Source organism: Paraburkholderia kururiensis (assembly GCF_034424375.1).
GTDB lineage: Bacteria > Pseudomonadota > Gammaproteobacteria > Burkholderiales > Burkholderiaceae > Paraburkholderia > Paraburkholderia kururiensis_A.
In genome coordinates this window covers 164,143-189,878 of the sequence record NZ_CP139965.1, presented here as the reverse complement: position 1 = coordinate 189,878, position 25,736 = coordinate 164,143, and the positions used below count along the sequence as shown (strand labels likewise).

The 25,736-nt window shown below is 65.9% G+C and carries 22 protein-coding genes; 10 read left to right on the top strand and 12 right to left on the bottom strand.

Annotated elements, in window-relative coordinates:
* Positions 1 to 48: 48 nt before the first annotated feature.
* Entirely contained in the window at positions 49 to 786 is a 738-nt protein-coding gene (locus U0042_RS00945) for an SDR family oxidoreductase (RefSeq protein WP_114812307.1), read from the top strand.
* Here U0042_RS00945 and U0042_RS00940 read toward each other — a convergent pair.
* Complete coding sequence (locus tag U0042_RS00940) at positions 767 to 1,735, bottom strand: LysR family transcriptional regulator (protein ID WP_114812305.1); 969 nt, start codon at positions 1,733 to 1,735, stop codon at positions 767 to 769. The genes U0042_RS00945 and U0042_RS00940 overlap by 20 nt on opposite strands.
* 92 nt (positions 1,736 to 1,827) lie before the next feature.
* Positions 1,828 to 2,175, bottom strand: a complete 348-nt coding sequence (locus U0042_RS00935) for a DUF4148 domain-containing protein (RefSeq protein ID WP_114812303.1) — start codon at positions 2,173 to 2,175, stop codon at positions 1,828 to 1,830.
* Between the two features lie 584 nt (positions 2,176 to 2,759).
* On the opposite strand from U0042_RS00935, the gene U0042_RS00930 reads away from it, so the two are divergent.
* Genes U0042_RS00930 through U0042_RS00920 form a run of 3 tightly spaced genes read left to right on the top strand, consistent with a single transcriptional unit; the run spans position 2,760 to position 4,401 of the window.
* Positions 2,760 to 3,734, top strand: a complete 975-nt coding sequence (locus U0042_RS00930; protein WP_114812301.1) for a helix-turn-helix domain-containing protein — start codon at positions 2,760 to 2,762, stop codon at positions 3,732 to 3,734.
* Positions 3,721 to 3,930: a hypothetical protein gene (locus U0042_RS00925; RefSeq protein ID WP_114812299.1), complete on the top strand. Its 210-nt coding sequence runs from the start codon at positions 3,721 to 3,723 to the stop codon at positions 3,928 to 3,930. The genes U0042_RS00930 and U0042_RS00925 overlap by 14 nt, the downstream gene beginning before the upstream one ends.
* 33 nt (positions 3,931 to 3,963) lie before the next feature.
* Positions 3,964 to 4,401: a DUF3331 domain-containing protein gene (locus tag U0042_RS00920; protein ID WP_114812297.1), complete on the top strand. Its 438-nt coding sequence runs from the start codon at positions 3,964 to 3,966 to the stop codon at positions 4,399 to 4,401.
* A 27-nt stretch (positions 4,402 to 4,428) separates the two neighbouring features.
* Here the strand turns inward: U0042_RS00920 and U0042_RS00915 are convergent, their stop codons facing one another.
* From U0042_RS00915 to U0042_RS00890, 6 genes are all read right to left on the bottom strand, one after another.
* Positions 4,429 to 5,418, bottom strand: coding sequence for a cytochrome d ubiquinol oxidase subunit II (locus U0042_RS00915; protein WP_114812464.1), 990 nt, complete (start codon positions 5,416 to 5,418; stop codon positions 4,429 to 4,431).
* 32 nt (positions 5,419 to 5,450) lie between these two features.
* A complete protein-coding gene (locus U0042_RS00910) occupies positions 5,451 to 6,845 on the bottom strand; it encodes a cytochrome ubiquinol oxidase subunit I (RefSeq protein ID WP_114812295.1) in 1,395 nt (464 codons plus the stop codon).
* Positions 6,835 to 9,183 carry an FdhF/YdeP family oxidoreductase gene (locus U0042_RS00905; protein WP_114812293.1) on the bottom strand — a complete coding sequence of 783 codons (2,349 nt, stop codon included), beginning with the start codon at positions 9,181 to 9,183 and terminating at the stop codon, positions 6,835 to 6,837. The genes U0042_RS00910 and U0042_RS00905 overlap by 11 nt, the downstream gene beginning before the upstream one ends.
* Before the next feature lie 152 nt (positions 9,184 to 9,335).
* Positions 9,336 to 9,680 (bottom strand): hypothetical protein, encoded by a 345-nt coding sequence (locus U0042_RS00900; protein WP_114812291.1) that lies wholly within the window; start codon positions 9,678 to 9,680, stop codon positions 9,336 to 9,338.
* An 89-nt stretch (positions 9,681 to 9,769) separates the two neighbouring features.
* On the bottom strand, positions 9,770 to 10,276 hold the full coding sequence (locus U0042_RS00895; protein ID WP_114812289.1) for a Dps family protein: 507 nt from the start codon (positions 10,274 to 10,276) through the stop codon (positions 9,770 to 9,772).
* 72 nt (positions 10,277 to 10,348) lie between these two features.
* Positions 10,349 to 11,275 carry a bestrophin family protein gene (locus U0042_RS00890; RefSeq protein WP_114812287.1) on the bottom strand — a complete coding sequence of 309 codons (927 nt, stop codon included), beginning with the start codon at positions 11,273 to 11,275 and terminating at the stop codon, positions 10,349 to 10,351.
* Positions 11,276 to 11,625: 350 nt separating this feature from the next.
* Between U0042_RS00890 and U0042_RS00885 the strand changes: the two genes are divergently transcribed.
* From U0042_RS00885 to U0042_RS00870, 4 genes are all read left to right on the top strand, one after another.
* Positions 11,626 to 12,447 carry an alpha/beta fold hydrolase gene (locus tag U0042_RS00885; RefSeq protein WP_114812285.1) on the top strand — a complete coding sequence of 274 codons (822 nt, stop codon included), beginning with the start codon at positions 11,626 to 11,628 and terminating at the stop codon, positions 12,445 to 12,447.
* A gap of 143 nt (positions 12,448 to 12,590) precedes the next feature.
* On the top strand, positions 12,591 to 12,977 hold the full coding sequence (locus U0042_RS00880; RefSeq protein WP_114812283.1) for a response regulator transcription factor: 387 nt from the start codon (positions 12,591 to 12,593) through the stop codon (positions 12,975 to 12,977).
* A 54-nt stretch (positions 12,978 to 13,031) separates the two neighbouring features.
* Positions 13,032 to 14,855, top strand: a complete 1,824-nt coding sequence (locus U0042_RS00875) for an ATP-binding protein (RefSeq protein ID WP_198665354.1) — start codon at positions 13,032 to 13,034, stop codon at positions 14,853 to 14,855.
* The gene (locus U0042_RS00870) at positions 14,845 to 15,519 is read left to right on the top strand and encodes a response regulator transcription factor (RefSeq protein WP_114812280.1); all 675 of its coding nucleotides are present in this window, start codon (positions 14,845 to 14,847) and stop codon (positions 15,517 to 15,519) included. Before U0042_RS00875 ends, U0042_RS00870 begins: the two co-directional genes overlap by 11 nt.
* A gap of 41 nt (positions 15,520 to 15,560) precedes the next feature.
* Here the strand turns inward: U0042_RS00870 and U0042_RS00865 are convergent, their stop codons facing one another.
* The 4 genes from U0042_RS00865 to U0042_RS00850 form a co-directional block, all read right to left on the bottom strand.
* Complete coding sequence (locus U0042_RS00865) at positions 15,561 to 16,217, bottom strand: response regulator transcription factor (protein ID WP_114812278.1); 657 nt, start codon at positions 16,215 to 16,217, stop codon at positions 15,561 to 15,563.
* Positions 16,214 to 17,020: a sensor histidine kinase gene (locus U0042_RS00860; RefSeq protein WP_114812277.1), complete on the bottom strand. Its 807-nt coding sequence runs from the start codon at positions 17,018 to 17,020 to the stop codon at positions 16,214 to 16,216. Before U0042_RS00860 ends, U0042_RS00865 begins: the two co-directional genes overlap by 4 nt.
* A 16-nt stretch (positions 17,021 to 17,036) precedes the next feature.
* Positions 17,037 to 18,023 (bottom strand): alpha/beta hydrolase, encoded by a 987-nt coding sequence (locus tag U0042_RS00855; RefSeq protein ID WP_232833448.1) that lies wholly within the window; start codon positions 18,021 to 18,023, stop codon positions 17,037 to 17,039.
* A gap of 140 nt (positions 18,024 to 18,163) precedes the next feature.
* Complete coding sequence (locus U0042_RS00850) at positions 18,164 to 20,899, bottom strand: helix-turn-helix transcriptional regulator (protein WP_232833447.1); 2,736 nt, start codon at positions 20,897 to 20,899, stop codon at positions 18,164 to 18,166.
* 345 nt (positions 20,900 to 21,244) lie between these two features.
* Between U0042_RS00850 and U0042_RS00845 the strand changes: the two genes are divergently transcribed.
* Both U0042_RS00845 and U0042_RS00840 read left to right on the top strand, forming a co-directional pair.
* Positions 21,245 to 23,389 (top strand): hydantoinase/oxoprolinase family protein, encoded by a 2,145-nt coding sequence (locus U0042_RS00845; RefSeq protein ID WP_114812273.1) that lies wholly within the window; start codon positions 21,245 to 21,247, stop codon positions 23,387 to 23,389.
* An 11-nt stretch (positions 23,390 to 23,400) separates the two neighbouring features.
* Positions 23,401 to 25,725 carry a hydantoinase B/oxoprolinase family protein gene (locus tag U0042_RS00840; protein ID WP_114812271.1) on the top strand — a complete coding sequence of 775 codons (2,325 nt, stop codon included), beginning with the start codon at positions 23,401 to 23,403 and terminating at the stop codon, positions 25,723 to 25,725.
* The last annotated feature ends 11 nt before the right edge of the window (positions 25,726 to 25,736 follow it).

The window sequence follows — 25,736 nt, the reverse complement described above, 5'->3', positions numbered from 1 at the left end:
CACGCACCGGGCAGGCCGGTGCCTCACCACACTGAAAAAGGAGCAGAAATGTCGAATGCGTCGAAAGTCGCCCTCGTCACGGGCGCCTCGGGCGGCATTGGCAAGGCCGTGGCTTTGCGTCTGGCAGCGGACGGATTCGCTGTGGTCGGCCACTATGCGGGCAATCCCGCCGGAGCCGATGCACTCGTCACGGAAATCGTCGGGCGCGGCGGCGAGGCCGTCGCCGTCAAAGGCGACGTGAGCGAAGCCGCGGACGTCGATGCGCTCTACCGCCGCACGATGGACACGTTCGGTCGCCTCCATGCCGTCGTCCATTGCGCCGGCATCATGCCGCTCTCGCCCATCGTGCCGGAAGGACTCGACGTGTTCGACCGCACCATTCGCGTGAACCTGAGAGGCAGCTATCTGATCATGGCTCATGCACTGTCGCATCTGGGCGAAGGTGGGCGCATCGTCGCGTTTTCCAGTAGTGTCATCGCCAAGTCGTTTCCGGGCTATGGCGCCTATATCGCCTCGAAGGCGGGCGTCGACGGCATGGTGCGTGTGCTTGCCAATGAACTGCGCGGCAAGCGCATTACCGTGAACGCCGTGGCACCCGGCCCCGTGGCGACGGAACTCTTCCTGAAGGGCAAGACCCAGGAACAGATCGAGCACCTCGCGCATCTCGCGCCGCTCGAGCGGCTCGGTCAGCCGAACGACATTGCGGGAACCGTGGCGTTTCTGGTGGGCGACGACGGCGAATGGGTGAACGGCCAGATCGTCTACGTCAACGGCGGCTTTGCCTGAGGCTGCGGGCGCTTTCGGGGCCAACGGCTTCGGAAGCGCCGACTGCGTCTGCTTCGGCCGCCGTTGCATCGAGCGTGCCGCTTGCCACGAGGTCGAACAGCGCCTGGCTGCTGGGCGACAGCGACCGTCCCTTGGCCCATACCATGTGCAGCGGCCGCACGATGTGCAGGTCCTCCACCTCGATGATGGTCAGCTCGCCGCGCCGCAATTCTTCCGTCACGCTGAGCGTCGAGATATAGGCGAGTGCGTGCTGCGAAAGCAGCATGCGCTTGATCGCCTCCGTATCGCTCACCGACATGAGCGGTTCGATGTCGAGCCCCGCGCGCCGATACGATTCTTCGATGATGGCGCGCGTACCCGAGCCGGGTTCGCGCATGATGACGGCCTGATCCACGAGTTCGCGCGCGCGCAGCTTCTTGCCCGCGCAGGGATGCCCCGGCGCCGCGATTACCGCGATCTCGTCGGAGCCGATGCGGCGCGCGTGAAGAATGGAGTCGTCGAACGGCCCTTCGATGAAGCCGATGGTGAACGTGAGATCGCGCAGCCCGGCTTCCACGCGTTCGGTGTTCGTGACGGTGAGGTCGATGGCGACGTGGGGATGACGCACGTTGAACCGCGCGATCGCATCGGGAACGAAGTACACCCCGAGCGTGCCGCTCGCGCCGATCTTCATGTGCCCGGAGCCGAGGCCGGCGAGTTCCGCCAGCTCTTTCCCGGCGGCGTCCGCGAGCGTGAAGATGCGGCTCGCGTATTCGTAGAGCAGCTTGCCGCCTTCGGTCAGCGCGACGCCGCGCGGCAGGCGGTCGAAGAGCATCATGCCGAGACGGTCTTCCAGTTCGCGAATCTCGCGCGTCACGGCCGGCTGGCTGACGTGCAGCCGCTCCGCGCCGGCGCTGATGCTGCCCGCGCGGGCCACTTCGTAAAAGGCGAGCAGGTGAGTGAAGTTCATGTGATCTCGAAGAAGGACCGCGCGTGCCCAGCGGAGCCGGCCGTCGGCCGGGCCCGGCTGGGCAGCGGGGACAGTGCGCGCAGCATGAGCGCTCAGCTGCCGAAGTACAGGTTGCAGAAGCTCACGGGGCCGACGCAAGAGGCCGGTGCGCGCGTTGCCGCGTGGACACGCATGCCGCTTGCCGCGGTGCCGTTCATCGGTGCGCCGCCTACGTCGTCTGCGGCCTGTTGCTGTTGGGCAGCCACCTTTGCTTCGGCTGCCTGAATGTCGGCGGGGTACTGCGGGTCGTTGCCGATCGCCGGATTGTAGCCGGCCTGCTCCACGCGAATCAGGTCGGCGCGCACTTGCGCACGCGTGATGGGCGTCGTGCTTTGAGCGAAGCTCAGCGCGGGCGCGGCAAGGGTACCGATAACGAGGGCGAGGCTGGCAAGTGTTTTCATGATGAGACTCCTTCAGTTGAGTTGAGCGCGAAACATTTTTCGCGGTTGATCGATCGTTGATGGCCGATCGCTGTTGACCCGTACCGCAGGGCCTACCGAAGCCTGAGCGGCTCTTTCGTGCTTGCCTCTGCGGCGTGTCATTCCTGTTTACACCGGCGGGTCCGACTTATTCCCGCTGCGGCGATGACTTGTGAGTCGATGGTGGCCAGTCCTCGCATCACGTTGCGAAGCCCACCTATACGGATGTATAGAACGTCCCATCCGATTGCCGACGCAGCGTTCGCCTGCGCCTGGGTTCGTGCGCGAGCCGCGTGCCGCTTTGCAACCACGCGGCCGCAAGAAGCGGCGCGTTTCCACTGTGTCGGGCTCTGGGCCGTCTACACGCCGTGCTCTATGCACGCCGCAGCAGTGCCCGACTAAACCTTCATATGACGCGATCAAACCATCGGCGGGCCTGAGCCACCCTTTCATGGCTTCGGACAACGCCTTTGTACGGCTGGTTGGGCGCAGCGGGTTTCGATACCTTGTGTTCACCGCGCCGCAGTGCCCCGCGCGCAATGCTTCACGATCCCAGGTAGCCAGTCATGATTCTCTTGTCACCGAAACTTTCCGAATCCGCCGCCTCGGCCTCCGATGCCGTGGCGCTTGCCGGCTCGCGGCCGGTGTCCAGTCCGATCAGTGCCGAGCATGCGTGGCGCGATCCCGGCGCCGCCGCCTGTGATGCCGACATCGCGCTCTCGCGCTGGACCCGCAACGCGGCGCAACCGCTCGAAGTGGTCAACAACGGTAGCCCGCGCTGGCATTGCATCGGCATCAACCTGAAGTGCACCACGCTGACGTTCTCGCATGCCGGGCGCACGCTCGTGCAAGGGCGCGTGACGGCCGGAGCCGCGCAGATCACGGCGCCCGGCGTGGCGTGCCGCGCGGCGTTCGAAGCGCCGAGCGACGTGCTGCATCTGTTCGCGTCGCAAGCGGTGTTCGCGGAATGCTACGAGGACCTGTTCGGCCATCCGTATGCGGGCGATATCGTGATAGACGACCCGCGCCTCGTGCGCGACCCCGCGCTCGAACGGCTGGGCCAGGCGCTTGCCGTCTCGCATACGCAGGACGCCACGCTCGGCAAGGTCTTCGCCGACAGCGTGAGCCTTGCGATCGTGTCGCGCATCGTCGCGCGGCACTTCGCGGTCGACGGGCGCGACGCACGCAACACGCGCGGCGCAGCCGCGCTGCCGCCGTGGCGCATGCGCCGCACCGTCGAATACATCGACGCGCATCTTGCCGATTCCATCGGTCTTGCCGACATGGCGCAGAGCGCCGGCCTCACGCGCATGCATTTCGCGGCGCAGTTTCGCCGCGCAACCGGCTTGCGGCCGCACGAATACCTGATGCGGCGGCGTATCGAGCACGCGCAGCAGTTGCTGCTCGAAACGCGCCACGGCGTACTCGACGTTGCGCTCAGCTGCGGCTTTCGCTCGCAGGCGCATTTCACGACGGTGTTCAAACGCTTTGTCGGCGAAACCCCTTACTGCTGGAGGATGAAGGCCCATGTCGATCGATGAGCAGATTCCCGCGTTCCTCGCGATCAGCGAGGCCTTTCTTCGTGCAGCCGACAGCGCTTTGCCGGCGAAGCACGCGTGGCTGACGGCCGGGCCCTTTCCCGAGGTGCGGATGCCGTGCTGCGGCTTGCGTGTAGACGACGCCAGCCGGCCGACGCGCACCGGGAGCGACGATACGTTCGCCGCGCAGCGCGCCTGAACGATCCAATCTATCGACACAACGAGGACAGCAATGGACTTCGCGACGAACATGACCCCGGTGGACCCGTGGACGCAGACACTCGGCCTGCTTTCCCAACTGTGCGGCGGCGATGCGCGGCCTGCGGCGCGTGGACGCGAGACGCAACTTTTGCGCATGGCGGGTTCCGCAGGGGTGTCATCCGCTCGTGCGGAACCGGGCAGTGCGATGCGCCGCTCGGTCTCGCTGAGCGTGATCGAGCGTCCCACGTCGACCACCGTGACTATCGCATGGCGCGATGCGACGCACTGCTCGTACGGCGACCAGCTGTGGCACGTGGCACGCGCACGCAGAAGCGGCATCTGCGCCATGAGCGGGCGCGCGATCCGGCGTGGCGACCTCGTCTACCATCCGCGGCGCAGCCGCCCCAAGCCGCTCAACGACGGCGCAATGATTCTTGCCTCGGTGCTGTGCGACGTGGACGCCGGCTGAAGGGTCATCGCGCGAGAGCCGGGCGGGTCACTCGCCCGCTCGCGCTGCACCCATTACCTTGCCGCGGAAGACCGAGTACTGATAGAGGTTGTAGCCGATCATCACCGGAAACACGAAGCCGATGCCGATCAGCATGAACACGAGCGTGGCCGTGTCGGATGAGGCTTGAAGGATGCCCAGCTTGCCCGGCACGAAGTCGGGATAGAGGCTGACGGCAAGACCGGTGAACGAGGCGACGAACAGCACGATGGCGGCGCGAAACGGTCCGCGCACGCTGCCCAGATAGAGCGACCCGACGAGCCACGCGAACGAAAGCGCCGCGCACGCGGCCAGCACGGCAAGCAGCGGAAACACGCCGGGCTCGAGCCACCGTTCGCGTCCTGCTGCGTTGCCTGCCCACGTGGCCGCCGTCAGTAGGGCCGCGGCGGCAACGGTCAGCACGGCGCTCAGCAACGCGATGCGCCGCGCCCACTGTTCGAGTGCGCCCACTGTTTTCTTCGCGAGGTAAGTTGCACCGAGCAACGTATAGCCCGTCACCACGCCGATTGCCGCGACGACGGAAAACGCCACGCCGAACGCGCCGGGCGCGAGCCCCGTGACGATGCGGCCCAGCACGATGCCCTGCGAGAGCGCGGCCACCAGGCTGCCCACGCCGAACACCGCATCCCACGCCGGCCCATGCCGGCCGCCGTGGCGAAACTCGATGGCCGCGCCGCGCATGATGAGTCCGGCGATCATCGTCATCACGGGTACGTAGAGGGTCTGCATCAGCAGCGCGTAGGCGGCCGGAAAAGCGCCGAACAGGGCGCCTCCCACCACGACGAGCCAGGTCTCGTTCGCGTCCCACACATGGCCGATCGACTCGACCATCACGTCGCGCTCGGCGCGGCCGCTTTTGAGCAACGTGAGCATGCCCACGCCCAGATCGAAGCCGTCGGTCACCACATAGAAAACGAGCATGAGGCCGATCAGGGCGAACCACGTGAAGGCCAGCATGGAATGAGCGGAAGTGTTCATCGGCATTTCGCCGCAGAGGGCGCGCAAAGAGGTCAATAGTCCGCGGTCGTGGCCTGCTCGCGGATGGCGAAGGGACGGGGCAGCGGAGCGGCGAGGTCCGGGCCGCTCTTCAGCCAGCGACGCGCGAGCGCGAAGAACGTGACGAGCAGCACCGCGTAGAACGCGGCGAACATCGCGAGGCTTCCCGTCACCGAGGCAGGCGGCACGGCCGATGCGGCGTCGCTCGTGCGCAGCAGCCCGTAGATCACCCACGGTTGCCGCCCCACCTCGCGCACGATCCAGCCGGCTTCCACGGCGACGTAGGGCAGCGGAATGCAGAGCACCCATGCCGTCAACAGCCTGCGCCGCGCGAGCAGCCGGGCCAGGTCGCCTCGCGCGTGGTACAGGGCGTACATCGTCCACACCGCGAGCAGCGCCAGCACGAAGCCGATGCCGGCCATGGCGCGGAACGCGTAATAGATGAGCGGGATCATCGGCGGCTGGTCGGCGCGCGGGAAGTCGGCGAGACCTTTCACCTGCCCGTGCAGCGAATGCGTGCCGATGACGCTCAACAGCCCCGGGATCTCGATCGACCAGTCGTTGCGCTGTTGCGGTTGATCGGGCCACGCCAGCAGCGACCACGGGGCGCCGGTGCCGGGCGCGTTGGTGGTCCAGTGGCCTTCGATGGCGGCGCCTTTCGCGGGCTGCGTCGCGAATACGCTGACGCCGCTGGAGTCGCCCAGCCAGATCTGCAGCGGCGCGACCACAACGAGCACCGCGAGAGCAAGCTTGAACGAACGCGCAAAAAACGCGGGCTGCCGGCGGCGCAGCAACTGCCAGGCAGAGATACCGGCAATCACCACCATGCCCGTTTCGATGGCGGCTGCCCACATGTGCGAAACGCCCCACACCATGTCCGGATTGAAGATGGCGGCCACGTAGTCCGTCACCACCAGTTTGCCGTTCACCACCGTCACGCCGGCCGGGGTTTGCATCCACGAGTTGGCCACCATGATCCAGAACGCGGAGAGCGTGGAGCCCAGCGCGACCATCGACGTGGCGAACAGATGAACCCTGGGCGACACGCGGTTCCAGCCGAGCATCATCACGCCGACGAATCCCGCTTCGAGCATGAACGCCATCGCGCCTTCGAAGCCCAGGATGTTGCCGAAGAACGAGCCGCTGAACTGCGCGAACCCGGCCCAGTTAGTGCCGAACTGGAACTCCATGGGAATGCCGCTCACCACGCCCACGGCGAAGTTGAGCACGAGCAGCCGGCTCCAGAAGCGCGCATGGCGGTAGTAGAGCGCGTCGCCGGTGCGAACCCACAGCGCTTCGACCAGCAGCAGAAACGCGGAGAGGCTGATGGTCAGGATGGGCCACAGAATGTGGAAGATCGCGGTCAGAGCGAACTGCGCACGCGAGAGGCTGACGACGTCACCGAGCATGATCGTGCTCCCCGGCGTTGAACGCCACGGCGAACGCAGCGGAGTCCGGCCCCACCGCGGCGGTGCGAACCACTTTGACCGGCACCGACTTGTACGAGGGCGTGCGGCTTTGCGGATCGAAGGCGTCGAGCGGCACGAGCGGGTTCGCTTCCGGATAGTAGGCGCCGCAGCAGCCGTCGGGCAGCGAGTATTCGATCACCTTGAAGCCGCGCACGATGCGCTCGATGCCGTCGTTCGAGAGCGCGACGATGTCCACCCGTTCGCCCGGATGCAGGTTGCGCCGGCTGAGTTCGCGCGGATTCATGAACACCACGTCGCGCTGCCCGAACACGCCGCGATAGCGGTCCGAGTGCGAGTACAGCGTCGTGTTGTACTGATCGTGGCTGCGCATGGTCGTGAGGCGCAACGCGTCGGGGTCGTCGTGATGCAGGTCTTCGTCCAGACCGCTGAATACGAGGAAATTCGCGCGACCGCTCGGCGTGGCCCACACGCGCTCGCGCGCCGTCGACGCCAGATGAAAACCGCCGGGCACGCGAATGCGTTCGTTGTAGGCCTGAAAAATCGGGAACACCGTTTCGATGGCGTCGCGAATGCGGTCGTAGTTCGCCACCAGCTGTTCCCAGGGCACACGCGACGCGTGGCCCAGCGTTGCGCGCGCGATGCCGGCAACAATGGCCGGTTCGCTGCGAAGGTGGTCCGAGGCCGGCGCGTTGCGTCCCGCCGACGCGTGGACCATCGACATCGAATCTTCCACGGTGACGGATTGCGGCCCTTCGGCCTGAACGTCGATTTCGGTGCGGCCAAGACACGGCAGGATGAGCGCTTCCTTGCCGTGCACGAGATGGCTGCGGTTGAGCTTGGTCGCCACATGCACGGTGAGGTCGAGCCGGCGCATCGCGGCCTGCACGCGAACCCAGTCGGGCACGGCCGCCGCGAAGTTGCCGCCCAGCGCGATGAAGACGCGCGCGTCGCCGCGCATCATCGAATCGATGGCTGCGAGCACGTCGTGGCCGTGCGCGGCAGGCGGACGAAAACCGAAGGCGCGTTCGATGCCGTCCATGAGTGCCGGCGAGGGCTTTTCGGTGATGCCCACCGTGCGGTTGCCCTGCACGTTGGAATGTCCGCGAACGGGGCAGATGCCCGCGCCGGGGCGGCCGATATTGCCGCGCAGCAGCGCGAGATTCGCGATCTGCTGGACGTTCTCCGTGCCGCGTCGATGCTGCGTGAGCCCCATGCCGTAGACGAGGATCACGTTCTGCGCCTTCATGTAGACCTGCGCGGCGTTCGTGATGTCGGCCTGCGAGAGCCCGGCGTGGCGTTCTATCGCGTCCCACGGCGTGGCGCGCAGGTCGGCCAGCAACGCGTCGATGCCGACGGTGTGGCCGGCGATGAACGTGGTGTCGAGAATGCGCGGCGCGCCGGCGGCGAGCGCCGCGTCGTCCGCTTCCACAATCGCCTTCATCATGCCCTTGAGCACGGCCACGTCGCCGCCCACGCGCACCTGATACAGGAACGTGCTGATGGGCGTGGAGCCTAGCGTCGCCATTTCGAGCGGATCTTGCGGTGCGGCGAAGCGTTCGAGCGCGCGCTCGCGAAACGGATTGAACGAGACGATCTTCGCGCCGCGGCGCGACGCCGCGTGCAGATCGCTCATCATGCGCGGGCTGTTCGTGCCGGGGTTTTGTCCGAAGATGAAGATGGCGTCCGCGTGCTCGAAGTCTTCGAGCAGCACGGTGCCCTTGCCGACGCCGATGGACTGCGGCAGCCCGACGCTCGTGGCTTCGTGGCACATGTTCGAACAGTCGGGAAAATTGTTCGTGCCGAACTCGCGCACGAAGAGCTGATAGAGGAATGCCGCTTCGTTGGAGGCGCGGCCCGAGGTGTAGAAGTCGGCCTGATCGGGATGGTCGAGCGCATTCAGATGCTTGCCGATCAGCGCGAAGGCGGCGTCCCACTCGATGGGCACGTAGCGGTCCGACGCGCTGTCGTAGACCATGGGATGCGTGAGGCGCCCGGCCATTTCGAGGTCGTAGTCGTCCCAGGTTTCGAGTTCCGCCACGCTGTGCGCGGCGAAAAATGCCGGCGTGCACCGCTTCGCCGTGGCTTCCCAGGCCACGGCCTTGGCGCCGTTCTCGCAAAACTCGAACGACGACGTGTGCTTCGGGTCGGGCCATGCGCAGCCGGGGCAGTCGAACCCTTCGGGCTGGTTCATGTGCAGCAGCGTCTTCGCGCCGGACACGGCGATGCCTTGTACCGCGAGCGCCTCGCCGGTTGCCTTGAGCGCGCCCCATCCGCCGGCGGGTTCGCTGTAGATGCGTACGACTTTCTTGCGGGCCATGTCGGATTCCTTGTTCCGTTCGCTTCGATGCTCGTCGATCCGCGTTCGGCGCGATTGAGCCGTTGCCGCACGCGTTTCGGATTCGCACGGTGCGGTGAGCGCGCGCGTCGTTACGACGGGTGGCTTGGCCTGGCGTGCAGCCGCGCGTTCCCTCAGGTCCAGTATTTCGAGTCGGTAATCGACTGGCGGTAGCCAGGTGCCGAACCCGGTGCGCGATGTGCCGCGCGCGGGCGCAGCACCTCTCTCGAACCGGTCAGTTGCGCCGTGCTCGTCGGGGGCGCGGGCGTTTCATGGCGACGCACGGCTTGTCGTGCCGGTTCGGGTGCGTCCGGCGCATCGCTTGCCATGCGCTCCAGCGGCAACTGCATGTCGGTGCCGACGGAGAGAACTGCGTCGGTGAATGTCGGCAGCCCGACCACGTGCGTCACGGCCGCGGCCACGGCGGCCAGCGCCACGAGGCGCAAAGGCTTGATGGATCCCATGGCGATGGGTTTCATGGAAACACTCCGTGCGAAACGGGCCGCCCGCCGAACAGCCGCCAACGCAAGCCGGCGTGGAATGACGGCCCGGAAGTTGAGCGCCTGCGTCAGCGGCACGCTTCGGCGAGAAACCAGGCGCGCCGCTGCGCTTCGTCGATCCAGTTTTCGAGCAGGCTTGCCGTGGCCACGTCCCGATGGCTCTCGCACACTTCGTGTGCTTCCAGCATGAAGGCGGCCAGTTGCAGATTGTCGCGGCGCAGCTCGTTCAGCATCACCTCGGCACGCAGTCCGGTTGCATCGTTGTCCGCGATGCGCTGACGTCGCGCCACGTCGCCGATGGAGCGCAGCGTCGTGCCGCCAATCTTGCGCACGCGCTCGGCTATGTCGTCGGCAATGGCGAAGATTTGCACGCCTTGCTCGTCGAGCATCAGGTGGTAGTCGCGGAAATGCGCGCCCAGCATGTGCCAGTGAAAGTTCTTCGTTTTCAGGTAGAGCGCGAACACGTCGGCCAGCAGCGGGTTGAGCGCGTCGGAGATTGCGCGGATGGCGCGCTCGTCGAAGCCGGACGTGAGGCGTGCGGCGGTGGCGTGAATGGTGTGATTAGCGTTGGACATGGTGAGACTCCTTTTCGATGAACGTGAATGACGGCGTAGATCGCGCTGGCCTCGCAAACGGCGCGGGAACAATCAGGTCAGCTCATAGCCGTCGCGGGTGGGAATGGGCGGCGGCAGAGGCGCCCCGCACATCTCGAGCAGGGTTCGTTCGATGTGCCGGACGATGGAATCCAGCGCGAGGCTGTTCTGTGTCGTGCCGAACGGCTGCGCCATCTCTGCCGCGATGGCTTCCAGCGCCAGCAGCGTGTACGAAAGAAAGACGGAAATGAGCGGCGTAAAGATGCCGACGGAATTCACGAGCCCGAACGGCAGCAGCAGGCAGTAGGTGTAGACGGTGCGGTGAACGAGCACCGCATACGGAAACGGCATGGGCGTCGACGCGATGCGTTCGCAGCCGCCCGCTACGGCATGAAGCTCGTCGATGTGCTGGTTCCAGACGTATAGCGACGTATCGCGCACGTCGCCCGCCGTCGTGAGCGCGGCAATGCGTTGCCGCATTTCGTGGAGTATCGCCGCGGCGGGGTAGGCCTTCGCTGTGGCGATGGGGTCGCTGGCGGCAGCGTGCGTCGAATCTGCGCGTGGCGCGCCGTCGAGCATGGACACGGGCCGCAATTGCGACTTCAGCGCATGCGCGAACGCGATGATGCGCTTCACCAGTTCGGCTCTGTCCTCGTGAGAGACAGCGGGCGCGAAGCACAACAGGTGCGACGCGAAGGCGCGCGAGACGACGAGCGCCTCGCCCCACAGCGCCCGCGCCTCGACGTAGCACTGGTAGCTCGCGTTGTTGCGAAACGCGAGAAAGATGGCGAGCGTCAGCCCGATCAGCGTAAAGGGCGTGGTATCGGGCAGGATCTTTTCGCCGAAGATCGCGCCGTCGGTGAAGAGCGCGAACAACGCAACGAGCAGCAGCAGCGCGAGTTGCGGAATGATCGTGCGAAGCACCGAGCCCTTCCAGACGAAGAGCATGCGAAGCCAGTTCTCGTGGTTTCTGATGATCATTCTCGTGGGGCGGAGATCGCGACGTGGCAAGGGCCGGGTGGCCGATTCATGAGCCGATGTTGAGCGTTCGCGTGCCTCGCGGCTTTCGAATTCGCCCGCCGTGCAGCCGATTTGCACGACGGCGGGTGAGCCCATGCCGCGAAGCAACGAAGCCGGCGCGCGCGCCGACCGTGCAAATCGGAAAACGCCGGTTCGCACCGAAAAGGCTCGGGCCCGTGCGCTTCGATACTGATGCCGGTGCGCGACCAGGCCGCCTGCAAGAGGCAGGCGAGCGGAGCGTCGCGCGAACCGCCGTATGCGGCCTGCCTCGCGCAGCGCCGCGAAAGCGGCATCGACCGGGAGCATGAACGATGGCAACGCTCGTATTGAAAGACGGCACGGAACTCTTCTACAAAGACTGGGGCGAAGGCCGGCCCGTCGTGTTCTCGCACGGCTGGCCGCTGAATGCCGACGCGTGGGATGCGCAGATGATGTATCTCGCCGCGCGCGGTTATCGCGTCATCGCGCACGACCGGCGCGGCCACGGGCGGTCCAGCCAGCCGTGGGCGGGCAACGACATGAACCGTTACGCAGACGACCTGGCGGAACTGATCGACTTTCTCGATCTGAAAGATGCGGTGCTGGTGGGGCACTCCACGGGCGGTGGCGAGGTGGCGCGCTACATCGGCCGGCACGGCACGGGCCGCGTGGCGAAGGCTGTGCTGATCGCCGCGGTGCCGCCGCTCATGCTGAAAACGCCTGCGAATCCCGGCGGCTTGCCCCTTTCCGTGTTCGACGACATTCGCAAGAACGTCATCGAAAACCGCTCGCAGTTTTTCAAGGACCTGGCCACGCCGTTCTACGGTTTCAACCGGGCGGGCGCAAGCCCGTCGCAGGGCACCGTGGATGCGTTCTGGTACGCGGGCATGCAGTGCTCCATCAAGGGCGCGTACGACTGCATCAAGGCGTTTTCGGAAACCGACTTCACCGGCGACCTGAAGAAGATGACCGTGCCCACGCTCGTGTTGCAGGGCGACGACGACCAGATCGTGCCGCTCGACGATTCGGGCCGGCTTTCCGCCGAGATCGTTCCCGACGGCCGCCTGAAGGTCTATCCGGGCGCGCCGCACGGCATGTGCACGACGCACGCGGACAAGGTGAACGCCGACCTGCTCGCGTTCATCGAGGCTTGACGGGCCGGCAAGCCGTCTTTCGCGATGCAGCCGCCCCTATACCTACATATGATTTTCGCGGCGGGGCGTTTTCATTAAGATCGGTTCGACGTAGCGGGCAGTCCCGCCCGCTGTCAGCGTCATTTCGGCCGAGGACCCGTCGTTTGCACATGAATCCGATCGTTTCGATTATCGACGACGACGAGTCCGTGCGCGTCGCAACGTCGAGCCTCGTCCGTTCGCTTGGCTGGGGGGCAAGGCTCTACGCATCCGCGGAGCAGTTCCTTGCAAGCGACGAAGTAGACGGCGTGACCTGCATCATCTCCGACGTGCAGATGCCCGGCATTTCCGGGCTGGAGATGTACCGGCGTCTTCTGGACAGCGGTGTCAGGCTGCCTGTCATTTTCATTTCGGCCTTCGCGTCGGACCTCGTGCGCCGCCAGGCGCTCGAGATCGGCGCGCTCTGTGTGCTGAGCAAGCCTGTGGACGCCGCCGAGGTCTCGCGTCATCTGGAAACCGTGAAGACCGGTGGCGCGGATGCGGCGCGTTGAACACGCGCGCATGCCGCTTTTCTTTTTCTTGGGGCGGCATGCCGCGGGATGGCGATGGTGTTGAATCCGGGATCGACGAGGCTCTGGCGTGAGAACGCGGGCCTGCCGTATGCGGTGGCGGGCGCCGTCGCGCTGGTCGTGTTCGCCATCGACGCGTTCACGCCGCTCGATATCGCCATCGCCGTTCTGTACGTCGTCGTGGTGCTGCTGGTGGCGTCCACGGGGTCGCGCCGCACGACCACGGCTGTCGCTTACGGGTGTGTGGCGCTGACGCTGCTCGCTTTCGCGCTCTCGCACGACGAGCACTATTCGGGCGGCGCGGTGGCGCGTTGCGCGGTGAGCCTGCTCGCCATCGTGACCACGGCCATGCTCGCACTGCGCGATCAGGCCAATACGGCGATCCTGCGCGAGCGGCTCGAGTTGCTCGACCTCACGCACGATGCCATCGTCGCGCACGACATGAACGACAGGATCACGTTCTGGAATCAGGGCGCGGAAAAGCTTTACGGCTGGACCGCCGCGCAGGCCATCGGCCAGCCCATTCACGAACTGACGCGGACGCACGCCGCCATCTCGCTCGAAGACATTCGCCGCGAAGTGCTGCGCTCCGGCGGATGGCAAGGCGAGTTGCAGCGCGTGCGCAAAGACGGCGAGACCGTGATGATCTCGAGCCGCTGGGCGCTGTGGCGGGACCTGCGCGGCCAGCCCGTCGCCATTCTCGCCACCAACAACGACATCACGGACCGCAAGCAGGTGGAGCACGCGTTGCGACGCAGCGAAGCCTTTCTCTCGGACGCGCAGCGTCTCAGCCACACGGGCAGCATCGCCACGCGGCTGGCCGACGGGGCCATGTGGTGGTCGGAAGAGACGTACCGTATTTTCGAAGTGTCCACGGATGTGGCGCCCGGCATCGAGCAGATCGTGGCGCGCGTTCATCCCGAGGACGCCGCCGCCGTGGGCGAAGCGCAGCACCGCGTGTTGACGGGCGAGCCGTACGTCGACATCCAGTTTCGTCTTCTGATGCCCGACGCCCGCGTGAAGCACGTCCACTATGTCGCGCACCTGGTGGCGCAGCAGGCCGACGCCGAGTATGTCGGCGCGCTCATGGACATTACAGAGCGAGTCGTCGCGCAGGACGCGCTCGACCGCTCCACGGCCGAACTTGCGCATGCCACGCGCGTGACGATGCTGGGTGAACTGGCCGCATCGATTGCGCACGAAGTGACGCAGCCGCTCGCGGCCATCGTAACGGCGGGCGACGCCGCTTTGCGCTGGCTCGACCGGCCCACGCCCGACGTGGCGGAAGCGCGGCAATCCATCGAACAGATGACTCGCGACGCGAAGCGCTCCACCGACGTGATCCGCCGCATTCGCGGCATGGCGCGCAAACGCGCGCCGGACGAGGCCGTGCTCGATCTGAATATGGTTGTGAGAGAATCGCTCGACCTCGTTCGGCGCGAGCTGGAGAGTCAAAAGGTCGACGTCGAAACCGACTATTCGGCGGCGCCGCAGCGCGTGCGCGGCGACCGCGTGCAGTTGCAGCAGGTGGTGGTCAACCTCATGCTGAATGCGGTGCAGGCCATGTCGGGCATCAAGCCCGGGGCGCGGCGCCTCGTGGTTCGCACACGCGCATTCGACAGGCGCCATGCGCAGGTGGTGGTGGAAGACACCGGCACGGGAATTTGCGAGGCAGACTTCGATCGTCTCTTCAGCGCGTTCTTCACGACAAAAGAGGATGGCATGGGCATGGGACTGTCGATCTGCCGGTCCATCGTGGAAGCGCACGGCGGCCGTATCTGGGCCGAGTCCCGCGAGCATCCGGGTGCGGTCATGCAGTTCGTGTTGCCACTCCATGAGGAAATGTGTCATGAGCACTGACGCGGAAGATCCGGCCGGGCAATCCATCGTCTACGTCGTCGACGACGACGAGTCGATGCGAACGGCCGTGGACATGCTGCTTCGCTCAGTGGGACTGCGCGTGGAGGCGTTTGCCTCGGCGGCGGAATTTCTCGCGTTCGACAAGCCGGACGTGCCCAGCTGCCTCATTCTCGACGTGCGCCTGAAAGGCCAGAGCGGTCTCGCGGTTCAGGAGCAGATCGCGGCTGCGGACCTGCATCTGCCTGTCATCTTCATGACCGCGTATGGCGACATTGCGATGTCGGTGAAGGCGATGAAGGCGGGCGCCATGGACTTTCTCGCCAAGCCGTTCCGCGAGCAGGACATGCTGGATGCGGTGACGGCGGCGCTTGCACGCGACGAGCAGTGGAGAAGCGAGCACCGCTCGCTTGCCGATCTTCGCCGGCGGTACGCGACCTTATCGGCGCGCGAGCGCGAAGTGATGGCCTTCGTGGCGAGCGGGCTCATGAACAAGCAGATTGCGGCCGAGCTGAACCTGAGCGAAATCACCGTGAAGATTCATCGCGGGCAGGCCATGAAGAAGATGGAATCGCGTTCGCTCGCCGACTTCGTACGCAAGGCGGAAGCGCTCGGCATCAACCAGCCGGGCGAAGCCGCCGCCGTGGCGAAGGTGCGCAACAGTTGAGTCTTCGGGTTGCCCGCACCGTTGCGTATTCAGTCGCGCAATCAGTCATTGCCCGCCAACCGGTTCTCGCGATCGACGAGGCCCAACGCGTCGGCCTTCAGCACGAAATCCGCGAGCGACGGCGACTGCATTTTTTTCATCGCCTGGCCGCGATACAGTTTCACCGTGATCTCGCTCAGGTTCAGCTCGGTCGCGATCTGCCTGTTCAGCAATCCGTTCGCCACCATCGTCATGATGGTGCGCTCTCGCGGCGTCAGCAGTTCATAGCAGGTGCGCAACACGGCTGCGGAGCGTTCGGCTGCGCGCCGCTTGCGGTCGGCCTCCAGCCCGCGCGTCACCGCGTCGATCATGTCTTGAGCCCGGAAGGGCTTCGACAGGAAATCGACGGCGCCGGCCTTCATGGCGTCGACAGACATGGCAATGTCGGCGTGCGCCGTCATCAGGATGACGGGAAGGCGCAGCGTGTGCGCAATGTGCTTCTGCACCGCGAGCCCGCTTTGTCCCTTGAGCCTGACGTCGAGCACGACGCAACTGGGTACGTCGGGCAGATCGAGCGCGAGGAACGCCTGTGCGGCGGCGAACAGCTTCACGTTCAAACCCACCGAGTCGAGCAACGATTGCACGGCCTCGCGCATCGCGCTGTCGTCGTCTATCACGAAGACGGTCGGCTCGTTTGCGCCGCCTGTCGTCCCCGTCATAACGCGCTCCGCTGCCCGAATCCGCAGGGCACGGCGCTTGCCGTGGGCACGCTGAATTCCACGGTGGCACCCGGCCCGTCATTGTTTCGCATCGATATTTCGCCGCCCAGCGACTGAATGATCGCGCGGCAGATCGACAACCCGAGGCCCAGACCGTCGGGCTTCGTCGTAAAGAACGGCTCGAACAGCCGCTGCGCCTGTTCCGTACAGATGCCCACGCCCGAATCGCGCACGGCGACGATGACGTGGCCGCGACAGTCGCCGCGCGATTCGATGACGAGCTCGCGTTCAGGGCCGGCGGCCCGCTCCATGGCCTGAATGCCGTTCATCACGAGATTCACGATCACCTGGGCAAGCTGAACGCGGTCGCCCAGCGCGGGGCGCAGGTCGGGATCGAGCCGTGTCGTGAGCGTCACGTCGTGGTGCAGCAGTTCGCGCCGCACGAGCGGCAGAACCTCTTCCACCACGTCGTTGATGAAGAGCGGCGCAACGTGCGGCGGCGTGCGCATGGTCAGCGCGCGCAGGTGCCGGATGATCTCCGCGGCGCGCTGGCATTCCGTCGTGATACGCCGCAGACACGACAACGTGTTGTCGATGTCGGGCGAATCCCTGCCCAGCCAGTTCAGCGCCGCGGCGCTTTCCGCACCGATGGCCGCGAGCGGCTGTCCCAGTTCGTGCGCGACCATGGCGGCCATCTCGCCGCAGGTGGCGACGCGCGCCGCCTTGCACGGCGACACGCTGTTGCGTCTGCGGCTGACGATGCCGGCAATCGTCACCGGGAGCAGGGCGAGCAGGCACTTCATGGCTGGGCAGACCGGATCAAGGCGCGAGATGCGCCTTGATCTCGGCCGAAATCTGGCGGATCGCGGCCTGCGGCTCGGGATCGCTCTGAATGCCGTTCAACAACACGAAGTCGTGGATCATCCCGTTATAACGCGTGGCGATGACCGAAACGCCGGCCTCCTTGAGCTTGCGGGCGTAGGCTTCGCCTTCGTCGCGCAAGGGGTCGTTTTCCGCGGTGACGACGAGCGCGGGCGGAAGTCCGTGCAACTGTTGCAGGCTCGCGCGCAGCGGCGAGACGTAGGGGTTGTTGCGCTCGGCGGCAGTGGGCGCGTACAGGTCCCAGCCGTACTTCATGAATGCGCGGGCAAGGAACCGGCCGGTGCCGTACTCGTGATAGGACGCGGTGTCCACGCTCGCGTCCGTCGCCGGAATCATGAGCACCTGATAGCTGATCTTCGGGCCGCCGCGGTCTTTCGCCATGAGCGTGAGCGCCGCAGTCATGTTGCCGCCTACCGAATTGCCCGCCACGGCGATGCGGCCGCCGTCCGCGCCGAACTCGCCGGCGTGGGCCGCCACCCATTTCAGTGCGGCATAGGACTGATCGAGCTGGGTAGGAAAGCGCGCCGCGGGCAGCGACGTGTACTCCACGAATACGCCGATCTGTCCGGAGTCCACCACCAGGTCCCGCAACAGACGCTGATGGTTCTGGAAATTGCCCACGATCCACACGCCGCCGTGAATGAACAGCAGCACGCCCGGCTTACCGGCCACCTGATCCGGCTTCATGATGTAGATCTTCACGGTCTGACCATCCTGCGTGATGGTCTGCTCGGTCGTGCTCGCCCCGGACATGTCCACCGGCGTCTTGTTCTGCAGCGCGGTCAGGATCTCTTGCGGTTTCGGTTGGGGGAGTTCCCAGAACGGGCTCGTGTCCTTGTTGATCTCTCGCAGAAAGGCGCGAACCTGTGGGTCGATTCGAGGGTCGGTGGCCGCGTCCGGCGCCGCCGAGGCGGTTTGCGTCATGAGGGCTGCTCCGAGGGTCAGTGTTGCGAGTGAGAACACGTGCTTCATGGTCATAGTCTCCGGGGTGGGAGCGACCTAGTGTGCTCAATGCAGCCGGCGCGCGCTTCTGTCAAATGACCAGTCTGACGACCGGCGTGCGATCAGCCGGCCGGGTTCTCGACTTTGGCGACAACGGCGCCCAGCGAAGCGCGCGAGGTGATGCCGGTCTTCGCAAAAATCTGCCGCAGGTGATAGCCCACGGTGCGGTGAGAGAGGTACAGCCTGACGCCGATCTCCTTGTTCGACAGCCCTTCGGCCGCGAGTTGCGCGATGTGAAGCTCTTGTGGCGTGAGCGTTTCCCACGCGCGCTCGGTGCGCCGTCGGCTGGTTTCGCCCGAAGCACGCAGTTCCTCGCGCGCGCGGTTGCCCCAAGGTGAAGCCCCGAGCGCATCGAAGATGTCGCGCGCCTCCCGCAAGGGCGCTCTCGCCTTCGCCGACCTGCGCTGCCGGCGCAGCCATTCGCCGTAGGCGAGCAGCAGTCGCCCGCGCAGGAACGGCCAGTTCTTTGCGCACGGCCCAAGGCCTTGCAGGAAGAATGGCTCGGCGTCGGTCGGCGCCGCGAGCAGCGCCTTGGCGTAATTCAGCATGGTCTCCACCCACGGCACGGGCGTGGGCGCCGCGACACGTTCCACTTCTTCGATCACGCCACGCACGGCGTCCGCGTTGCCGGAAAAGACGCCGGCTTCCACGAAATCCGCGAGGCCGAAAAACTGAAGGCCGGCGTTGAAGGCCGGATCCGAAGGCGTAAAAAGGCGCCGCAGATGTTCGTATGCCTCCCAATGCCGGCCCGCGCCGATAGCCGATATGCCGCGCGCTACCTGCAACATGGCGAGCAAAAAGCTGGCGCCGATAGAGAGCGCGAGGCGTTCGGCCTGCGCGGCGAAAGCCTCGGACTGCTCGATGTCGCCCTGCATTCCTGCCAGCCGCGCTTTGACGATGGTGGCCGCGGCGATCCACGGCGTGCCGCCCGTCTCTTCGGCGAAGCGGACCGCTTCTTCGGCTTCCCTCATGGCGCTTGTCCAGTGGCCGACTTCCATCTCGGCCCACGCCTGCGCGAACAGCACGCGCGCGAGGTCGCTGAGCCGCCCCTGTTCCCGTAGCGCGGCGCTCGACTCCGAGAGAAAGCCGACGCCCAGGTCGAAGGCGCCGATGACGTCGGCCGTGCTGCCCAGAATGCGCGCGACGGCAGGGTCGCCGTGGCGTGTTTCCGAAAGTTGCCGCAGCGTGGCGTGCAAGGCGCCGCCGAGGCGAAGCGGCTCGACGTAGGCACAGATGGCGATCAGGCGCGGGTCGGTGGGCGGCAGTTCGAGGCGGTTTGCCGCCGCCAGAACCCGCGCGCCCAATGCTTCGCCGGCGCTGCTCCACCAGTAGCGCTGCGCCGCGCGCCACACGAGATTGCCCGCCAGATCTTTCGCACCGGCGGCTTCGGCCTGAGCCGCAAAGTCGATCAGGGCTGGAATCTTCGCGGGGTCGCTGAGGGCGGGCGGCTGGATGACCTCGCGGCACCAGCCCACCCGCGCCGACGCAAGCTGATCGCAGGCGTCCACGTCGGCCTGGCGCAGCAGACGCTCCAGCAGTTCAGGCTGGCCCAGGTCGGCCGCCAGTTCGGCTGCGCGCAAGAGCCGGTCGGTCCGCGCGCTTGCCGTGCTGCTCAAACGCGCCGCGTTTTCCAGCACCTCGATGGCCATGGCGACGGCGCCGCGACGCAGGGCGCGCGCCGCCATGCGGTCGTAGTCGTCGGCGAGTGCGTCGTCGGTGCCGAGGGTGGCCGCCGCGCGATGCCACAGCCGGCGGTCCAGCTGGTCCTGAATGATGGCCGCGAGCGCCGCGTGAATCTTCTGGCGCGTGGCCGGGTCTGCGGCCTGATGCATGGCGGACCGAACGAGCGGATGCCGAAAGCGCACCTCCGTTCCGTCGATCTGGATCAGCCCGGCCGCGATGGCGGGCGACAGGGCGTCGAGGCCGGACCGTTGGCCCAGCACCGCTTCGCCGGCCGAGAGAATTTCATGCAGCGACGTGCCGTCGTTTTCAGCGGCCACGAACAGCAGCGTTCGAGTCGCGACCGGAAGGTCGGACAGGCGGCTCGAAAAGGCAAGCTCGAGGCGCTCTGTCAGCGGAAGCCACGGCGTGTCCGAAGCCTGCGCGGCGCGCTCGCCGCGCGGCAGTTCCAGCAGCGCCAGCGGATTGCCCGACGCCTCCTCGAGAAAACGGCTGCGCAGGTCGGCGGGCAGGTTCGGGGCGTGGCTGTCCAGCAGGCGTTCGGCATCGGCATGGCCCAGCCCGGAAAGCCGCATCCGCAGGGTGGACGCGTCCCCGAAAGAACGGTTGAAGTCGTCGCGCATGGCCACGAGCAGTACGACGGAGTCCGCACTCAACCTGCGCGAGATGAAGGCCAGCACGTCGTAGGTTTCCTGATCGAGCCATTGCGCGTCGTCGGCAACGAGCAGTACCGGCTGGCTGCCGGCGGTCAGCAGCGTCAGCGTGGCGAGCGCGACCAGAAAGATGTCCGGCGGCCCTGCGTCGTCGCAGACACCGAACGCCGTGAGCAACGCAGACCGCTGGCGCGGCACGAGGCTCGCCGCGCGCTTCATGAGCGGGCGCAGCGCAAGTTCGAGCGCCGCGAACGGCAAATGAACTTCGGCGCGCACGCCGGTCATCGTCAGGACAGCGATGCTTCGTTCCGCCGCCCGATGTCTGGCGACTTCGAGCAGCGCGGATTTGCCGATGCCGGGCTCGCCCGTGATAACGAGCGTCGAGCCGCGGCGGTCGATCTGGTCGATCAGGTGATTGATCAGCGCGATGTCGTCGGCCCGGCCTTCCAGCGGGAGGGGCGCCATGTGGTTCGTCAAGTGCGGGGGTGTACGGGGTGAATAGCGTGCGCCGCCCAGCATGGTGAACGGCTCGCATTGGAAACGGCGATAGTCTACCCCGCCCACCGAACGACCGATTTCAGGACTGCACGATTGTCCGGATTCCGTCCGTCCGACCTCCGCAACGGCGATTCCCGCCTTCCGTCGAACCCGATCGATCTCCGCCCAAAGCCTTGCCGTAAGCGGCTCCGCAGGCCCAGCAGCGCACGATGGCATGCCTGTTGCACAAGGCGGCCCGGCGTCGCAGATGCGGCGTAGTCGTGTCGCGGTGAGCACCGCGACGCCATGACACCAATCTTTGGAGACGAAAACATGGAAGGGCTTTCGCAAGTCCAGGTGTTGGGCATCGATGCCGGCGGCACGATGACCGATACCTTTTTCGTGCGTGCGGACGGGCGGTTTGTCGTCGGCAAGGCGCAGAGCAATCCCGAAGACGAGTCGCTCGCCATCTTCAATTCGTCGCAGGACGCACTGGCCCACTGGCAGCGCGACGTCGATCAGGTCTACCCCGAACTCGTGACGTGCGTGTATTCCGGCACGGCCATGCTCAACCGCGTGGTGCAGCGCAAGGGGCTCGACGTGGGCCTGCTCGTGAACAAGGGCTTCGAGCACGTGCATCTGATGGGCCGCGCGATTCAGAGCTACCTGGGTTATGCGCTGGAGGAGCGCATCCACCTGAACACGCATCGCTACGACGAACCGCTCGTGCCGCTCGCGCGCACGCGCGGCGTGACGGAACGCACCGACGTGCAGGGCGACGTGGTGATTCCGCTGCGCGAAGCCGAAGTCCGGCAGGCCGCGCGCGAACTGGTGGCCGCGGGGGCGAAGGCGATCGTGATCTGCTTCCTGCAGTCGCACAAGAACGCGACGAGCGAGCGGCAGGCGCGCGACATCGTGCGCGACGAGTTGAAGTCGATTCGTGCGGACGTGCCGGTGTTCGCGTCCGTGGACTACTACCCGCAGCGCAAGGAAAGCCACCGCATGAACACGACGGTGCTCGAAGCCTACGCAGCGGAGCCTTCGCGGCAGACGCTCAAGAAGGTCAGCGACCGTTTCCAGAAGCACGGTGCGAAGTTCGACCTGCGCGTGATGGCCACGCACGGCGGCACGATCAGCTGGAAGGCGAAGGAGCTTGCGCGCACGATCGTTTCGGGGCCTATCGGCGGCGTGATCGGATCGAAGCTGCTGGGCGAGGCGCTGGGCTACGACAACATCGCGTGCTCGGACATCGGCGGCACGTCGTTCGACATGGCGCTCATTACGAAGGGCAACTTCGCGATTGCCTCGGACCCGGACATGGCGCGCCTCGTTCTCTCGCTCCCGCTCGTCACGATGGACTCGGTGGGCGCGGGGGCGGGCAGCTTCGTGCGGCTCGACCCGTACAGCGGCTCCATCAAGCTGGGCCCGGACAGCGCCGGCTATCGCGTGGGCACGTGCTGGCCCGACAGTGGCCTCACCACGGTTTCGGTATCCGACTGCCACGTCGTGCTGGGCTATCTGAACCCCGCGAATTTCCTCGGCGGTCAGATCAAGCTCGACGTCGACCGCGCACGCGAACACATCAAGGCGCAGATCGCCGATCCGCTCCACCTCACGGTCGAAGATGCCGCGGCCGGCGTGATCGAACTGCTCGACCTGCAGCTTCGCGAGTACCTGCGCTCCAACGTCAGCGCGAAAGGCTACAACCCCACCGAGTTCGTCTGCTTCTCGTACGGCGGGGCCGGCCCGGTGCACACCTATGGCTACACGGAAGGGCTCGGGTTCAAGGACGTCGTCGTGCCGGCCTGGGCCGCGGGCTTCTCGGCGTTCGGCTGCGCGTGTGCGGATTTCGAATATCGCTACGACAAAAGCGTGGACCTTGCACTGCCCCAGGCCGCGTCCGATGCCGACAAGGCCGAGGCCGCGCAAACCATCCAGAAGGCGTGGGCCGAACTCACGGCGAAGGTGATCGAGGAGTTCCGCATCAACGGCTTCAGCGAGAAAGACGTGATTCTGCGGCCCGGCTTTCGCATGCAGTACATGGGCCAGCTCAACGACCTGGAGATCGAGTCGCCTATCGCGAGTGCGGCCACCGCGCAGGACTGGGACCGTATCGTGACCGCGTTCGAAGACACCTATGGGCGCGTCTACGCCAGCTCGGCGCGTTCTCCCGAACTGGGTTTTTCGGTGACGGGCGCGATCATGCGCGGCATGGTGCTCACGCAGAAACCGGTGCTGCCAGAGGACGCCTCGGGCGGCCGCACGCCGCCGCAGGCCGCGCGCGTGGGCACGCGCAAGCTCTATCGCCACAAGCAGTGGCACGACGCGGTGGTGTGGCGCATGGAGGCGCTCAAGCCGGACAACGAGATCGTGGGCCCCGCGATCATCGAATCGGACGCCACCACCTTCGTGGTTCCGAAGGGTTTCGCGACCACGCTCGACAAGCATCGCCTCTTCCATCTCAGAGAAGTCCGGTAAGGAGACACACCATGAACATGATGTCCAGCCAGGAAGTCGGCTTTGCCGATCTTCTCAAGAACGGTCAGACGCTCAAGCAATTCCGCGACGGCATTCTGGAGCGCACCGCGCAAACGGGCCACTACAATGGCCTCGCCCGGCTCGAACTCAGAGAGAGCGACCCCATCCGCTACGAGAAGATGTTTTCGAAGCTGCGCGGCGGCCTCGTGCACGCGCGCGAGACGGCGAAGAAGATCGCGGCGAGCCCCATCGTCGAGCAGGAAGGCGAGCTGTGCTTCACGCTCTACAACGCGGCGGGCGACTGCGTGCTCACGTCCACGGGGATCATCATCCACGTCGGCACGATGGGTGCCGCGATCAAGTACATGATCGAGAACAACTGGGAGGCCAACCCCGGCATTCATCCCGGCGACATGTTCACGAACAACGACTGTTCCATCGGCAACGTGCACCCGTGCGACATCGCCACCATCGTGCCGATCTTCGCGCACGGCAAACTCGTGGGTTGGGTGGGCGGCGTCACGCACGTGATCGACACGGGCGCGGTGACGCCGGGTTCCATGTCGACGGGGCAGGTGCAGCGCTTCGGCGACGGCTACATGATCACGTGCCGCAAGACGGGCGTGAACGACACGCCGCTGCGCGACTGGCTGCACGAGAGCCAGCGTTCCGTACGCACGCCGAAATACTGGATTCTCGACGAGCGCACGCGCATTGCAGGTTGCCACATGATTCGCGACCTGATCGAAGAGGTGATTGAAGACGAAGGTATCGAGGCCTACGAGAAATTCGCTTACGAGGTGATCGAAGAAGGGCGCCGCGGTTTGCAGACCCGCATCAAGGCGATGACGTTGCCCGGCAAGTACCGCAAGGTCGCGTTCGTGGACGTGCCGTACAACCATCCCGACGTACAGACGTCTTCGGCATTCGCGAAGCTCGACTCCATCATGCATTCGCCGGTGGAAATGGAGATCCGGCGCGACGCCACCTGGCGCCTCGACTTCGAAGGCGCGAGCCGCTGGGGCTGGCACTCGTACAACGCGCATCAGGTGGCGTTCACGAGCGGCATCTGGGTGATGATGACGCAAACGCTCGTGCCGACGCAGCGCATCAACGACGGCGCGTACTTCGGCACCGAATTCCATTTGCCGAAGGGCGCCTGGATGAATCCCGACGACCGCCGCACGGGCCACGCGTACGCCTGGCACTTCCTGGTCTCGGGCTGGAGTGCGTTATGGCGCGGTCTTTCGCAAGCCTATTTCAGCCGCGGCTATCTCGAAGAAGTCAACGCGGGCAACGCCAACACCTCGAACTGGCTGCAAGGCGGCGGCATCAATCAGGACGGCGACATTCACGCGGTGAACAGTTTCGAGGCGTCGTCGTGCGGCACCGGCGCGTGCGCGATCAAGGACGGGCTCAACCATGCGGCCGCGATCTGGAATCCCGAAGGCGACATGGGGGACATCGAGATCTGGGAAATGGCGGAGCCACTGCTCTACCTGGGCCGCAACGTGAAGGCCAATTCGGGCGGCTATGGGAAATACCGCGGCGGCTGCGGTTTCGAGACGCTGCGCATGGTGTGGAAAGCCCAGGACTGGACGATGTTCTTCATGGGCAACGGCTACATGAACAGCGACTGGGGCCTCATGGGCGGATACCCGGCGGCCACGGGCTACCGCTTCGAGGCCCATCACACGGGCCTCGACCAGCGCATTGCGCAGGGCGAGAGTCTGCCGCTGGGTGGCGACACCAATCCGGACGTGCCCGACTACGAGAACCATCTGAACGCGGGCGCACGCATCAAGCGCGACCAGCAGTGCATGACGACGGAAGACTGCTACGACAACTACGACCTCTATCTGAACTACCTGCGCGGCGGCCCGGGCTTCGGCGATCCGCTCGACCGCGGCATCGAGGCGATCGAGCGCGATCTGAACAACGCGGTGCTGTTGCCCGAGTACGCGCAGAAGGTCTACGGTGCGGTCGCGACGAAAGACGCACACGGCATCTGGCATGTCGATGCGAAGCAGACGGCGCTGCTGCGCATCGAGATTCGCAACCAGCGGCTCGCGCGTTCGCAGTCCACGCGCGAGTGGATGAAGAGCGAGCGCGAGCGGATTCTCGTCAAGCACGCCTCGACGCAGGTGAAGCACATGTTCGCCACGAGCTTTGGTCTCTCGGCGAAGTTCGAAGCGCAGTTCCGCGCGTTCTGGGATTTGCCCGAATCGTGGACGCTCACCGAAGACGAACTCGACGTGCCCACCTACGGCTCGAAGTTCCGCATGGATCTTTCGAAGATGCCCGACGTGAACACGGTCGTGCTGGTCGAAGAGTGACGCGCGGCGTT

What these genes read in the sequence shown, in the direction of transcription:
- U0042_RS00845 (WP_114812273.1), top strand. Translation starts at nt 21,245, where the DNA reads ATGGAAGGGCTTTCGCAAGTCCAGGTGTTGGGCATCGATGCCGGCGGC.
- U0042_RS00870 (WP_114812280.1), top strand. Translation starts at nt 14,845, where the DNA reads ATGAGCACTGACGCGGAAGATCCGGCCGGGCAATCCATCGTCTACGTC.
- U0042_RS00860 (WP_114812277.1), bottom strand. Translation starts at nt 17,020, where the DNA reads ATGAAGTGCCTGCTCGCCCTGCTCCCGGTGACGATTGCCGGCATCGTC.
- U0042_RS00940 (WP_114812305.1), bottom strand. Translation starts at nt 1,735, where the DNA reads ATGAACTTCACTCACCTGCTCGCCTTTTACGAAGTGGCCCGCGCGGGC.
- U0042_RS00935 (WP_114812303.1), bottom strand. Translation starts at nt 2,175, where the DNA reads ATGAAAACACTTGCCAGCCTCGCCCTCGTTATCGGTACCCTTGCCGCG.
- U0042_RS00910 (WP_114812295.1), bottom strand. Translation starts at nt 6,845, where the DNA reads ATGCTCGGTGACGTCGTCAGCCTCTCGCGTGCGCAGTTCGCTCTGACC.
- U0042_RS00895 (WP_114812289.1), bottom strand. Translation starts at nt 10,276, where the DNA reads ATGTCCAACGCTAATCACACCATTCACGCCACCGCCGCACGCCTCACG.
- U0042_RS00840 (WP_114812271.1), top strand. Translation starts at nt 23,401, where the DNA reads ATGAACATGATGTCCAGCCAGGAAGTCGGCTTTGCCGATCTTCTCAAG.
- U0042_RS00865 (WP_114812278.1), bottom strand. Translation starts at nt 16,217, where the DNA reads ATGACGGGGACGACAGGCGGCGCAAACGAGCCGACCGTCTTCGTGATA.
- U0042_RS00900 (WP_114812291.1), bottom strand. Translation starts at nt 9,680, where the DNA reads ATGAAACCCATCGCCATGGGATCCATCAAGCCTTTGCGCCTCGTGGCG.
- U0042_RS00885 (WP_114812285.1), top strand. Translation starts at nt 11,626, where the DNA reads ATGGCAACGCTCGTATTGAAAGACGGCACGGAACTCTTCTACAAAGAC.
- U0042_RS00875 (WP_198665354.1), top strand. Translation starts at nt 13,032, where the DNA reads ATGGTGTTGAATCCGGGATCGACGAGGCTCTGGCGTGAGAACGCGGGC.
- U0042_RS00915 (WP_114812464.1), bottom strand. Translation starts at nt 5,418, where the DNA reads ATGAACACTTCCGCTCATTCCATGCTGGCCTTCACGTGGTTCGCCCTG.
- U0042_RS00855 (WP_232833448.1), bottom strand. Translation starts at nt 18,023, where the DNA reads ATGACGCAAACCGCCTCGGCGGCGCCGGACGCGGCCACCGACCCTCGA.
- U0042_RS00850 (WP_232833447.1), bottom strand. Translation starts at nt 20,899, where the DNA reads ATGGCGCCCCTCCCGCTGGAAGGCCGGGCCGACGACATCGCGCTGATC.
- U0042_RS00945 (WP_114812307.1), top strand. Translation starts at nt 49, where the DNA reads ATGTCGAATGCGTCGAAAGTCGCCCTCGTCACGGGCGCCTCGGGCGGC.
- U0042_RS00930 (WP_114812301.1), top strand. Translation starts at nt 2,760, where the DNA reads ATGATTCTCTTGTCACCGAAACTTTCCGAATCCGCCGCCTCGGCCTCC.
- U0042_RS00890 (WP_114812287.1), bottom strand. Translation starts at nt 11,275, where the DNA reads ATGATCATCAGAAACCACGAGAACTGGCTTCGCATGCTCTTCGTCTGG.
- U0042_RS00925 (WP_114812299.1), top strand. Translation starts at nt 3,721, where the DNA reads ATGTCGATCGATGAGCAGATTCCCGCGTTCCTCGCGATCAGCGAGGCC.
- U0042_RS00905 (WP_114812293.1), bottom strand. Translation starts at nt 9,183, where the DNA reads ATGGCCCGCAAGAAAGTCGTACGCATCTACAGCGAACCCGCCGGCGGA.
- U0042_RS00920 (WP_114812297.1), top strand. Translation starts at nt 3,964, where the DNA reads ATGGACTTCGCGACGAACATGACCCCGGTGGACCCGTGGACGCAGACA.